Here is a 14,044-nt window from a genome sequence, read left to right as displayed (position 1 = left end):
CCGATACTGTAGTAAAATGCTGGCATCTATCATCTATAATTATGGCAAATTTTATGATGATTTTAAATCCACCCTGAAACTAGGCGCTTACGCAGTTGCAGAGGTTTATGCAGGAATGCATGTAAGAAATGCAACGGCAGACAACTGTATTCCTGTGGCCTTTTCCACATCAGATGCGTCAGAAGAAACACGGCTGTATGCAAAACAGCTGGGTGTGGAACTCATCCTGCCACATGAAATGAGTATGATCATTCAGGCAAAAAAGACAGGCAAAGTATAGTGGCATTGTGGAGCAGATAAGGACATACCTTGGCCTGTTGCATAGTTTGGAAAGATTCATTTTAGGATAGATTGGATAAATATCCATTTCGTTCATGTAACGTCGTGCTTTCCGATGTCCTACATGATATCCTCTAGACTTTAGCTGTGCGGACATTTGTCTTGTACCCCAGGCTGGGTTATCTGTATGGAGATGATCAATGATCTCTTTACAAGCCAGTTCTTCATCGGATACAGGCGTCCTTTGTAATAAATACTTGTACGATTGATATCAAGCAGTTTTGCACCAACAGAAGCGGGTATTTCTTTAGTCGTCAAAAGGTTTTGGACTAAACTTACTCTCGTAGTCAGATCCACAAATTTCTTCAGATTTTTTTGAGCCAGTCAACCTGCATGGTTAACTGACCAACCTTTTTTGCATACTCCGCTTTTTCCTTGCGTTCTTCGGCAAGCTTTTCCTTGAGGTTATCCTCACGCTTGTCATCAAATCCTTTTTCCAGTTGCGGAGCAGATTCGGCTGGATATTATTTTCAACAGCAAGGGTATTGAGATCCTTCTCAAAAGTTCCGTTGCCAAACATAGAAACAGGCAATGACACATAACTTTCAGCGTGCTCTTCCTCCAGTGTGGGCGCCGCAGGAAACAGCACCAAGAAGTGCTACGCTTGTAAACTCTGTCTGAACCTTCTCGGTCTGCTCAGTAGAAATCTGCTGGCCATCATATCTGATCATGCCATTGTCACTCATGGCTAACAGATACTTATATGCAGTTCCTCTAGCAATACCGACCGCATTGGCAATCTCTGTTGTAGACGGTGAGTGGCGATAATTCTTGTAGTATTCCTCTACAAATGCCTTAATAGTACCCATAAGCTCTGTAGATTTATGTCTCATACGCCGCTCCTTTCTAAAGGAAGCAATCTGCTTTCGTTACTTCCTATTTGAAAGTACATCACCACAAACACTTGTTCGCAACACTAATCTACAAAATATCAAAAATATCTGACAGCCGCGAAAATCGTGCACTCCCCCTTTTATGATACCTATGGTAACAAAAAGCCTGTCCTTTTATAGGGACAGGCTAGAACGGCTATGCTATACGATTATCCTTAAACATGTATTGTAACGGGACATTATGATTTTTCGAGTAATTACATATTAGGGCCTTTATATCTTCATCTACATAATCCCAATTAGCATAAACCAATACAGTTGAGAATTTCTCCTGAGCAAGATCTACAGCTTCTTGAATATCCCATATTGAACTAATATTCATATCGTGTACGCATGCAGGCTGCATACGCTTTTCATTCAATTTGCAGAATTTCTCCATTTTTTTGTATTTAAAATGCCTTGTAATTATAGTATCATTTCCCAATAATATTGGAACATACCAATCACCTTTTGCTACTTCCTCAATTGGTTCACAATATTCAAAATCTAAATAATCACTTCCAAAATTATTTGCTATTACATGTTGCTTCGCTTCATTGTAAATCTCCTCAAGAGCGCTAGTCAGTTCTGGAGATGGACTATATATACCATTTATAACTAGCATCAGTTGCCATCTTGATACATTGAATCCATACTCATAACGAAGGACTTTTGACACAAGCTCATAACCTGGAAAAACTATTTTAAATCTGTTTCGTAAGCTCCTATCATTAGCATCGTTCCACCTATAGTCTGATTTAATATTTTTAGAATATACTGGTTCCTTATCATAACGATTTAATACTTCTTCTACATCATCAAGGAATTCACTCGGTGCAATCATTTTTCCATCAAAAACTCTTTTCATATTGAACGGACTAATTTTATATGGACCGAAATAAAAAAGGTAATGTGCCATAAAGAATACATCCAGCCCTAACCTTTTCCTCTTTTCATTAAGAGACAATTGACGTTCAACTATCTTTTTCTTTTCATACTCTGGATCAAATGCCACGCTTTCTGGAATCATAACCTTCTCATATTCAACCGATATGGCATCCAACAAGCATTTTAGCTGTGAAATATTACGAGGGCAATGAACCTTCGTTGTCCAATCCAAAACAGATCTACCAGAAGGCATATTCATTTCATCCTTTTTTGGCAAAGAATCAACATAATTTTGTATACCTTCTTTACCTCGTCTTATATCTAGTTCTGCATTCAAAGCGTCAACATCAATGTAATATGTTATGCCATTATCAATGTAAGTCTTTTCCATAAAATTCATGTCTTATTCCTCCTTCAGATAAAACCCTATCACAAAATCAAGCAAAACATGAACGCGAGATGGTTTTCAAGGAGCGCGACTTACTTTTTTAACATTATTCTAACCTTTTTCATATTTTCCGGCTTCTATTGTTCATCCGAAAAATCAATTTGAAACACGCTATCTATAATTTGATCTAGGCCTTCTATATATTTTTGCTCCTTTTTATCAAATACTCTCATGTATGTACGAATCACCAAGTTGCCTTTTTCATCATGCAGAGTATCCATACTATAATGTACTTCTCGTTCCAAGAGTTTATATAATTCGACGGTGAATATTTTTTCTATATCATTTATAGTTTGATCTTCGCCTCTGTTCTGTTGATATTTTTGTCCAACAAGTGCAAAATGTTCTTTAATCCAGTTCTTATAATTACTGTCTTGTTGATCAATCATTCCAATATATTGGTTCCACTCTTCCGTAATTCCTGAGGCAGTGCTCTTTGCTATTCTTTCATAAATATCCTTATTAAGAATATTCATCATATGAAATTGAACCATTTTATTTAGATAACCAATCAAACCACTATCATCTTTTTCGATTGAATTAATATATGCGAGCGGAGTAATGCTCTTATTTCCAGCTAATAAATTTAACTCTACTAAAAATATTTCAAATGATATAAGAGCATAATTCTCTGTTTTACAAATTGAAATGGCATCTAAATCAGGAGTTCCTAATAAAAGCCGCAGTTGAGATTCTGGAATATTGTTTAACGAAAAGTCCTTCTTATTATCAACTGTAGGTATTTTTTCAGCATATTCTAGCAGTTCAGTTACATACTTCATCAATTCTTGCTTTGAATCATCTGAATTTACAAAAAACTGCAATTGATCATCAACAACAGCTACCGTTCCTCCGCCATCTCGTTTGTTCTCAGAAATAACTTTATCTTTCTCATCTCTTAGTTCTAATACTGTGGACTTCGGCAGATATACATTATTATCGATTAACATCTCAACCGGTACATCTAGTAAAAAAAGAAGGATAAGTGATGAAAACGACAGAATGTAACCTTCCTCATTTATGCAAGCTACATCATTGTCATAATCTATCCATTCTCTAATCAACAATGACGGATCTTTCAAGAATTCATACACTAAAACTATATAATTGGGACGTAAGCTTTGTGATAAAGAAAATAAACTTAATGGTACTTTTGATAAGTCTTTGTAATCTTTAATCAAATCTTGAATCTTGTTATTTCCGAAAGAGTTCTCTTTTAAGAAATTAACAAAGCATTCCCTCATCTTTTCTGGTTCAGAATCTTGAGGTACAGATAGAACTTTTACATTGTCATAATCTATCATTTTTCCAAGACAATATTCGGAAAAACGAGCATCCATAGTTTTTATCTGGACTATATTATACTGAATACTTTCATATTCAATAACCGCCCCAACTTTTTTTCCAATCCAACCTCGCTTTATAGCATTATCTGTTGGTACAATGAATAAATCATCTAAATTAAGCTCTGATTCTAAGTACTCTTTTGAAAGAATTCCCAAGGATACTCTTCTATTACCATCAACTTCATCTGCGATAATACATGTATTTTCATCAGATATTTCAACTACACCATTGCCTTTTATATGATTTGTTGAGAAAAACCAATACGTACCATAAACTTTTGACTTAGTATTTTTATTAAATAATAATGATTTCCAATATATCTTTTTAGCAAGTGCTATATCACCACGCCGTTCATAGGCAACTGCTAAGTAAAGATTAATCTCAGGAGTATTAATCTCTTCTGCTGCTAATAATACCTCCTCAGAAATCTCTCTCTGTAAACCAAGTGAGCAATTTAATATATTGCCCACAACTGCCTTATCCTCCCTACATTCAGGAATAAGCTCATTCAAAATAGAAAGACCTTCAACCGTTCTATCAGTATTTATCAAGGAAAAAGCACGCAGTTTTTTTAATTTATGGTTGACAAATCCCTTAAGTTCCAAGGCCTGAAGAACATTCAGGCACATCTCATATTTTTTCCAATCAAACAAAAGGTGAGCAATTGCTATATCCGTTTGATTAGTAATATAAGACAACTGCCGATTATTCCATTTTTCCACAAGTACTTTCACGTCTTCCTCATCATGAAAAACTTGTATCTTATCAACCAAGAATTCAGCATACCCATTGCACAAAGCTTCATATTGTCTTATTAAAAGCTTTGCTTCATCATATCTATCCTCTTTTAGATAGGTTTCTATGTAAACTATAACTAATTCCGGATTTTGCATAATATCAGAAATTTCACTAATAAGCTGTTTAGCATTATTGGCACTAGTCTTTGCAAAATATGGAATCATAATACGTGGTTTTTTTGTCTTATTCCATATATCAATGACTTCTTTGTTGCTAATGTCTTCTCCATTTTCAAAACGGGCCAGAAAAATACTTTCAGCTAATTCTTCCTTAATTACTTCCGGAATATTTGAAACAATATCATTAACTCTATTGTTGTTACTAACAGATGCTGCTTGTAATAATATACGCCAATAAATCACTTGCAATTCCTTACATGTTTTGACATATTTATTTTTCTCGCCCCGTAGCTTTTCAAATAAAGCTGACGATAGTTTTCTAGCTTCTGTTTCACTTTCACAAGTTATTATAGAATCTTCATAATGCCTAGTATCACTTAACAACTCTACAATAAAATTGGATTCTCTAACACCAATATTATCAATAACCTTAGCAACGCCTAAAATACCCTTGCCAAATATATAAATAATCTGAAGGTTTTTAATCGTCTCATCTTCTTGCTTGAGCCCAGAAAAAGGCGTAATGTTATAGTATTCAACATTATCCTTTACCTCTTTAGACTCACTGAATAGCCATTCATCACCAATACTAATTCTCTCTACTAATTCTTTAAGGTCTCCTGAGACATTGAACGCTTCAATTTCATCTGTTTTTTTGCTCAAATAAGAAAAAATAACATTCTTCCGTACTGCATCCTCTCTTACATTTGGATTTTTTATATCATTTACAGAATGAAAAGTCCTATAGTTTTCACCATTAAGAAGTGCCATATTTAGCACCATATTTACCCAAATATCAAGGCTTTCACTCTTTTCATGAAGAGCAGGTTGTATGCTCTCCAAAATGTAGAATTCGCCGTTCCAAAAACTATCATTAAGAATCTTAAAGATTGCATTCTCTTGGCTAATCTGTAATGATCCCTTGGCGGATATAGCTGCCAATAGTTCATTCTTAGTATCTTCATTTATCGATTCAAAGCTGTTTATAATTTCTTTCGTATTTCTATCATTATTTTGAATAATTTGCTTAGAATCATCAGTCAAACATTTTTCTCTGTACTGCCTATGTTGTAAAAGCAATCCATTTAAGAATCCTCGAATAGCTTTTTTATCTAAAACAGTAATAGGGTATTCTAATTCTTTCTCAATTCTAATCATTTCAGAATTAAGATATTCACTATCAGTTTGATCTACATGCGCTTTCCCGGTATAAATAAAAAGACGTTCTATAGTCTGATCGTTTTTTATGAATTCAGCAAAAACAGGATTAGTTATAACTGTTCCATTATGCTTTATAAAATATGAGTAACAGAACCTTTTTATTTTTCGCCTATGAAATCTTTCTATAACTTTATTTTTAATCTTATTCTTTCCTGATGATATTTCATCATTAAGAAAAAGACTTATTATATTATATGCAATACCTGCAGCCTTACCCCATTCAATAACCAATTTGCGCTCCTCGATTCACTTTATTATTTTTACTATAGTCCTTGTACATACTATATTTTTTCCAAATACCTTACCTTCTTACCATGTGCCTTTGCATAATCAATTTCAGAGCAAGTACTATCACCAATATATCCATTAACATTGATTACAAATATTTCATCTGCCATATCAATCTTGCGTTTATGCATATCATCCAGCATTTCTTTAGTCTTGGTGAGAGTTCCTTCATCCATATTCTCCCAGACTTCCTGATCACCAGAATGTCCAAAGAGACCCACGCTAATAACAATGTTACCTTCCAATGTAAGTCTCTTCTGTGCTTCCATAAACTGTTCTTTAAACCTTGCACTTCCGCAAAGAGTAACAACAGGATACTTACCTTCCATAGCTGTATCTAATCCTCATCAAATGTATCTTTTATGATCTTCTCTATTAGTTCCGTATCTATTCCACCGTTTTCGTCATCATATGTGAAGATAAGATTCTTGCCTTCCACAATGCCATTCTTCTCATAGAACTTCTTCTTATCTTCCCAACGCTTTCTGTACTGAGGATCTGTCATCATGCCGCAATGCTCCCAGTACCAGACAACTCCGGTATCATAATCCTCGACCTTGAAATCAGGGCGCTTAATCTTATCCTCCAGCTTCAATTCGGGCTCGTACTCATAGTCGATATGGTGATAATACAAAGCATTTGCAATAGCCACCTCTGACTTGCTACGTACAAGCTCTCCACGAGCTGTTCTATGAATCAGCTTATCCTCATAGAATTTTCCGGCGACTTCGACAATCTGAGGTCTCAGATCAGGCCCTTCATCCTTAAATACATCAGCAAATAGATCCGTAAACCTTGTAGCTATATCTGAATTTGCATCTGTCGAGTAATTAAGCAGATGATAAGGCTCTTGATTATACAGGATAATAATCTTGTTAAGCTGCCTTGTAAGGGCTGTATAAAGCATTTCCCTTGAAATAATCTGACAGGGTTCAGCCATTACAAGTATGACAGTCTTAAACTGGCTTCCCTGTGCTTTATGCACTGTGAGAGCATATGCAAGTTCAAGTTGTGCCGAGCCACTCTCTTCATCAAAATCCTTCTTGTCAATGGAATACATATATCCAGGCTGTGATGAAAACTCTACATGCATGTAGTTATTCTTGCGTTTCGCAGAATAGTCACCACATGCTATTCCTATTTCACCATTGGCAATATAATTTCTTGCGTCATCATCCTTCGGCCATGCTTCCTTTTGAAAAGTATTGATTACATTAATTACCTTATCACCGTAAACAATACCCTCTGGACCCAGGCTATTAGCAATACGCTTACGCGCTCCCCAGTGTTTTGATACCTCAAGATACTTTTCTCTGTATTTGAGATGAATCAAACGGTTCATATTCATAACGCCCTGAGGCATATTTCTAACCGGAGCCAGAATTTGCCACTTATCAGCCTGCTTTGCCGCGCCAACATTAAAGAATGTGCCATATTCACCGAACTCAGCACCGAGAGCTCTATCAAAGCCTTCCTGATCCTCTACATCTTTCATTCCGATTTCACGAGCCATGATAGATAAGAGTTTTTCTTCCAGTTCCTCTCTGGTGCTCCATTGTTCAAATTCAATATTAGGATTGCCATCACGAAGAATATCCGTAATAACATCGTCATCCGGACGCTCTTCTGTGCTAGTGAACAGCCTTGATAAACGCACATCCATACGGACTTCATCTGCCTTTTGACGACGGTTTACAGTCAGCTCACCATAATGGTCGCAAACCCTCGGAAACCCAGGCTTAAGGTTCATCTTAACCATGTAAACAAGATCTACAAACGGTCTTCCTGCTCCAATCGGAGGAAGCTGGTTTGGATCGCCTACAAAGATTATTCTCTTGGCTCTCTTCAGCGATTGCATCAGAGCTCCAAACATTTCCTCTGTCAACATAGAGGATTCATCTATGATTACGGTATCCGGCACATCCGCAAATTCTTCATCAGACAGAATGTACCGCATATCGCTAAAATCAAATCTTTTACTACGAACTAAAAACTGGGCTACATTAAGCGCTGTGAAGCCCTTACCTTCTTCACCCATGCTCTCTAATAAACGCACTGTTGCCTTACCGGTAGGTGCAAGAAGTAAAACTCCGCCAGCCTTAATATCAGGATGGCTGCACAATACCGAAAGCACTGTTGTCTTTCCGGTACCGGCATCACCAACAAGTACAGATATTCTTGACTGTGCTAGTTCATTCAAAATAGCTGCCTTTTCTTGACGAGCTCTTTCCTCCTGCTCAGAGATAGAAAGAATTTCTCCTGTCTTCTCATCCACTTCATTAAACTTTGAATCAAGATAAGCTCTCCAATCCGCATTAAGTGGAAGTCTCGGAGCATTAAGCCTTCTGCTTATTCTGCGCTCGATAATATCATCGAACTCCTGTATACGAACAAGCTTGTAATACTCAGTTCCATCTTTCATCTCACGCTTCATAATCTCTGGAAGCATGAACTTTTCAACAGCCTTAATAATATCCGGAGTCACTGCGCATTCCGGATCAAGCGTAAGGCTTCTCATTGCGTCAGAGAGATTCGTACAAGGCATAATGGTACTACCATTCTCTGCTGCATTTTCCATTACAGAAACTGCAATAGCACGTACTCGGCGCTCATCATTATCAGAAGTAAGCTTAGAAGGTGCTTCAAGCGGATATTTCACAGCTATTGAAGGGATAGCGAATACCGCTCTATCTACCTTCTTTACAGAAACAAACAATGCTTCCTGTTTTAACCTTGTCTGTTCATAAATGACATACGGGTTCTCTATAATCTCCCTGTCCGAGCAACTGATTCGCTTTTTTTGTCTATCACTTTCTATAAAAAGAACTTTTGCCTGATCAATGCTGATAGACATGCGTGATAACAATCTGAATAAGGTCTTTCTTTCCTCAGACATTGCCTTCCAAGTCTGCTTCATGATGGGCGTAATCTTTGCAAGGTTCTCAGAAAGCACCTTTTCCGGAGCTTCAAACACCGTGTCAACAATATCCCAAATATTATCTTCCTTAGATGCCTGCTCCCTGATCTGCTTGGCAATAAGTACACCAAGCGGTACCTCCATCGCACTAAGCATCGGCCCAAGCCCCGGAAAAGCTCCTCGATCTTCCCATGCTTCAGCAAGTCTTGCATTAAGCCAATCTAGGACATTGGAATAATCTTCATCAAGGCAATCATTAATCTTTTCAAAAGACTTTATGCACGAAAGAATCACGTCAATCATTGCATCATAACTAACGTGTTCAGTTGCATAAGAAAACTCTGCGAATGCATCATCAGGCGCAAACACAGTTATCTCATTTATATCAAACTCGGGATGTTCCTCGGCATATGCCATCATCTCCTGATAAGGGATAACAAATCCGTCCTCATGATCAGGTCTAATCGAATGACATACGTGTGTTTCCCATGTAAGTGAACGAAGTGGCTTTTCATCTGTATGCTTATGCTCTTCAGCTTCAACAATACGCTTAACATGACCCATTCCGATAATTACCCGGCGATGATCCTCTACGAAAGGAACCTGCTTAGAATACGCAACTACAAGAGACTGATCCGGAATCACATCTCCATAAAAATAATCAAATATAGCCTTGTGATTATCTCTTTCCTGAATCCAGTTTGTTTCAAAATTCAACTGAGGCTCTATGCTCTGATCAATCTTTATGCCATAGTTCTCCTGCATGGACTGGATACTGCTTTTCATTAGCCATGCAAAAGGTCTTGATGGGAAAGAGTACGCCGGGTACACAATCTCAGTATCCTGAAAATGACCATGTGTAGCCGGATTGGATTTCTTATACGGATGCACAGTTGTTTTTACAAGGTCTTTGTCAGACATAAAGGCAGAGCCCTCCCCTATACAGGGAAGTTTCTCTTCCAAATGCTCCATGCACTGACCACATATATCTATTTCTTCAGCATCATTGCGATTCTCATAGATATTCTTTAGTCTAAGACATGCGTTATTCTCACCGGGAAACTGGCACACTGTGCCGTTCCATCCATTGTCATGCCATGGTACTCTGACCGATATATGCTGTGCCATACCATTCACTCCATTCTATCAAAGTCCTATAATTTCATATTCCTTACCCTGAAACGTCACTACATCCCCAACTTTATGCCCTTCCAGCGCTTTATGCAGCGGAAACCTATTGGGTTGCAATACATTGTCGTAAATCTCATCATTAGCAAATTTTTTCTTGTAGCTAATAAACTTTCCTGCTACTGCCACATCCTCTTTTTCTGTAGCATCGTCAAACGTTCCTAAATTATTCGGAATATTAAAAGACTCTGCTGCGATAGAATCATCAGTATCTTGAGCTCTCATAGGATGCATCAGTGGGCCGCCAACCTTGCCCTCATTTTCATCCTCTTCTTCTGCAGGCGCTCCATATTCAGCAAGTAGCCGTAATATTTCCTGTATTTCTGCTATATGAGTCTGCGTAAAGTAGAGCGTTGTATCTTCATTAAACTGAATAGAATAATCATCCGAATATTCTTCAATATCAATCGAAAGCAGTGCAGCTCTGATCTGCTTCTTAAATTCTTCCTTATTTCCATCACGCATAGCATGATACTTTGCGGAACATTCTCTGCAGAGACATAGATTCAACTGTGGCATCTCAATTCCAAAATTTGAAATCTGATCAACCTCAATAAATGCTACAGGCTTCCTACACATCTGACATATCTTTGTATTGCTTGAATTGGTATACATACCAATTGCATAAGAACGGTCTGCTTTAGCATTCTTGCTGACACGAATTTGTCTCCATACCTGCTTATAAGTAATAGGATCAGCACAATAGAACTGCTCCTGTACATGACGGATCAGATAATCGATGTTACTAATTCTATTTACAGGGAACTCTTCATCTCTCCAAGCATTTGGATCAAATACTTCTCCGTCGTCATCATCCCAGTCATCATCATCATCATCATTATTCGCTTCAGAAACCTGCAAGCCAAGTTCTCTTGCTAACTGAGTAACAAGAAGCTTCTTGTCTTGTCTATTCAAATTAGCTGCTTTCTGGAATGTTTCCTCAGTCTCATCAGCTTCTTTTTCTATAAAACCAATTATTTCAAAAGCTTTTTTGTCAGCAGTAATATCTTTATAAAGTGCTGTACTAAGTTCAAATCGAGATATATCTTTTGGAACATGAGTTTCAAGTTCGTTATCATATAGCCATTTATATTGGCGAATAATGCCATGTAAAACATAAGCATTTAGTAACTCGCTAGTATACGGAGATAGTTTCCTTAATTTTTTCTTTCCTTGCAGTTTATTAGCTATTTTGGTAACTAAATTGAGTATCTCAACTGACTTTTCTTTTGCTAAATCCTGATCGTAATACTCTTCGATATAAGCAAGGTTCTCTGCAAGTCTGTCGATTCGTATGTTAGGACAAAATTCACCAATAGCATGCCAGTAGGAATCTCCTACTCCATCCTGTGATCTAGCCCCTTCACTAACAGGAGAAGTAATTAATCCTAATTTAGAAAGCGCACTAATAGAAATGCCATTTTCTTCAAAAAAATCTTTATCGATAGCAGACAATCCAAAGTCATCCCAGTTATCAGGATCATCCTGCTCATCATCTTCTACACCTTCTACTAAAATCGGTGCATAATATAATTCCAGATTTATTCCTTCATCAGAAACTGGCACATAACAATCCCCCGGCCTGCAGAAGTTCGCTTTTTCCTCATCCCCTTCAGGCTTTATCTTTATAATAAAAGCTTCCTTCAAAAGTTCTTTTATCCCCGATATATCGCCGGTTTCTTTAATCAACGCAAATATCTGATTGAGATCTTCAACATATTCTTCTGTAAAATCATCATGATCTGCAAATCCAAGGCTATCCTCAATATCAATATATTTCTGTATAACCTTCTCTTTAATGTATTGGAAATTGTTAAACTCCTGGATATGAAATCCGTCCGTCAACACTTTTCCAAACGTATCTGCTATACCTTTGCTTACCAAAGCAGATTGCATCACACTCTTGTATTCACTTGATGCTCCTAGATAAATGGTTGCTTTACCATCTACTTCCGCAGGCACAAGATGGTTAAGGCGATTAAGAATGATTGGCGCCTTTCTAAAAACTTTCCAAGCCTCTTTTAGGTCTCGACGTAATCTCTGCTCATAAGGACCACTTCGCATATACGTAAGTCCGGTATCATATACCGATTCTCTATTATCAGAAAGAAAATCATAGAAATCTTTCAGGTTTTCATATTTTTCTCCAGATGTCGGAACGGTTGAATCGGCAAATACTGACAAATCCGTTGCCAACTCACGTAATCCATAAACCGGTACTTCTAAATCATTTACCAGCCAGCTATAGTACTCGCTGAATTTTGCTTCACGTTCGTTATTAAAAGCCACGAATACCTTATCTCTAAATAGCTGAGAAAAAAGTGGCTTATCTGCAAAATCGGCCATTCGAAAAGGAACCGGAAGAATCATTTCTTCTGGCTTTCTATATGTACCATTTTTATCAGGTAAAAGACCATTCTCTACAATAACATCTGTAATCTTCTCTTTTAATCCTGGAATAGTCTCATTATCCTCTTCATCCTCAAATGCGCCCAGAATGCTTCTTCTCAAGAACACCTGAGTAATCAACTTACGTTCTGCCAAATCCAACATAGATTCCGCTATCAAATCGCCTAATTCATCAAAAAGATCATCATTGAAAGATGAAGGTGACATAAGTTTTTCTCGTGAAACTGCCGTTTCAAATGATCCATGAATCAAAAAAGGTAAATCGGTCTCATCTCTAGTTGGAAAATAAACCCATACCGAAGAACCATCCACCTCATTGATATTATCTGCACGGCTATTAAGCTTATATGCTACGCTTACTTCGGCATTATCCATTTCAGGATGATCGAATACACGCTTAAACTTCAAATAACGTGAGATTTCCTCTTTATCGTCATAATCAGTTCCTTCAATGCGACATGTAATTAACTTCTCGTCTGTTTCATCCTGCTTTAACGTAATATAGGCAAATTTTCCGGTTTCTTTATTTACCCAGTAAAGATTCTGAATGTGCGACAAGAATAAAAGAATCTCGCCATCCAATTCATCAAGCTTCTTTAATACGTCATCTCCGGGAACCGGCACTAATCCGCCGTCCTTACCATACTTTTGAAAAGGAATAACTATCTTGGTTAAATGTTCTTCCTTCGAAAAAGGTACAAATGATCTACCTTCTCCTAATTTACAAATAATGTTCTTCTTTTCGGTCTCATAATCCCAGCCATCTGTAATCTCTACAGGGAGAAGGTAATTTGTAATCTTAAAAGCCTCATCATCAGAATAGATTTCAGGCTGGTAGGTGTATTTGAACACGGACTTAAAGCCCATACCAAATCTACCGATGGTTTGGGCATCATCCCTATCCTTTGTTCCCATGAGCATTGATGAAACGCCCCTAACATCTGCCTCATCAAAAGGCTTTCCGTTATGATAGAACACGAGCTTATCAGGATAATACTCAATAACAACTTTGCTTGCCGAAACTCCTGTACTCTTATCAAAAGCATCTTCCGCATTTTGCAAAAGCTCATATACAAAATGGTTGCTATCTGAATAGTGACCTGCCAAAAGAGCCTCGTATTTCTGAGGATCCTCTGTCATGTCATACCATCCATGTTTGTTTCTATCATAAATCGCTCTATAATCGATTCTTCCCATGGCTACCTTCTCT

At 37.3% G+C, this 14,044-nt stretch carries 8 protein-coding genes; 1 reads left to right on the top strand and 7 read right to left on the bottom strand.

Annotated features, from left to right (window positions below; all coding sequences use genetic code 11):
• Window positions 1-280 (top strand): hypothetical protein (locus DXD06_RS17065; RefSeq protein ID WP_158569505.1); only part of this gene is annotated, 280 nt, incomplete at its 5' end.
• Here DXD06_RS17065 and DXD06_RS17975 read toward each other — a convergent pair.
• The 7 genes from DXD06_RS17975 to DXD06_RS08420 all read right to left on the bottom strand — a co-directional run bounded on the left by DXD06_RS17975 (window position 179) and on the right by DXD06_RS08420 (window position 14,031).
• On the bottom strand, window positions 179-436 hold the full coding sequence (locus DXD06_RS17975; RefSeq protein WP_243000953.1) for a hypothetical protein: 258 nt from the start codon (window positions 434-436) through the stop codon (window positions 179-181). The genes DXD06_RS17065 and DXD06_RS17975 overlap by 102 nt on opposite strands.
• A gap of 448 nt (window positions 437-884) precedes the next feature.
• Complete coding sequence (locus DXD06_RS08445; protein ID WP_243000949.1) at window positions 885-1,172, bottom strand: LexA family protein; 288 nt, start codon at window positions 1,170-1,172, stop codon at window positions 885-887.
• Between the two features lie 196 nt (window positions 1,173-1,368).
• Window positions 1,369-2,499 carry a hypothetical protein gene (locus tag DXD06_RS08440; protein ID WP_117831330.1) on the bottom strand — a complete coding sequence of 377 codons (1,131 nt, stop codon included), beginning with the start codon at window positions 2,497-2,499 and terminating at the stop codon, window positions 1,369-1,371.
• A gap of 125 nt (window positions 2,500-2,624) precedes the next feature.
• On the bottom strand, window positions 2,625-6,263 hold the full coding sequence (locus DXD06_RS08435; RefSeq protein ID WP_117831329.1) for a PIN domain-containing protein: 3,639 nt from the start codon (window positions 6,261-6,263) through the stop codon (window positions 2,625-2,627).
• Between the two features lie 50 nt (window positions 6,264-6,313).
• Window positions 6,314-6,649 (bottom strand): hypothetical protein, encoded by a 336-nt coding sequence (locus DXD06_RS08430; RefSeq protein WP_117831328.1) that lies wholly within the window; start codon window positions 6,647-6,649, stop codon window positions 6,314-6,316.
• A gap of 8 nt (window positions 6,650-6,657) precedes the next feature.
• Window positions 6,658-10,365 (bottom strand): AAA family ATPase, encoded by a 3,708-nt coding sequence (locus DXD06_RS08425; RefSeq protein WP_117831327.1) that lies wholly within the window; start codon window positions 10,363-10,365, stop codon window positions 6,658-6,660.
• 18 nt (window positions 10,366-10,383) lie between these two features.
• On the bottom strand, window positions 10,384-14,031 hold the full coding sequence (locus DXD06_RS08420) for a sacsin N-terminal ATP-binding-like domain-containing protein (protein WP_117831326.1): 3,648 nt from the start codon (window positions 14,029-14,031) through the stop codon (window positions 10,384-10,386).
• Window positions 14,032-14,044: the final 13 nt, after the last annotated feature.

The organism is Roseburia sp. TF10-5 (assembly GCF_003462365.1).
GTDB classification, from domain to species: domain Bacteria; phylum Bacillota; class Clostridia; order Lachnospirales; family Lachnospiraceae; genus Roseburia; species Roseburia faecis.
The sequence above is the reverse complement of the archived record's forward strand: the minus strand, read 5'-3'. Positions and strand labels throughout refer to the sequence as shown.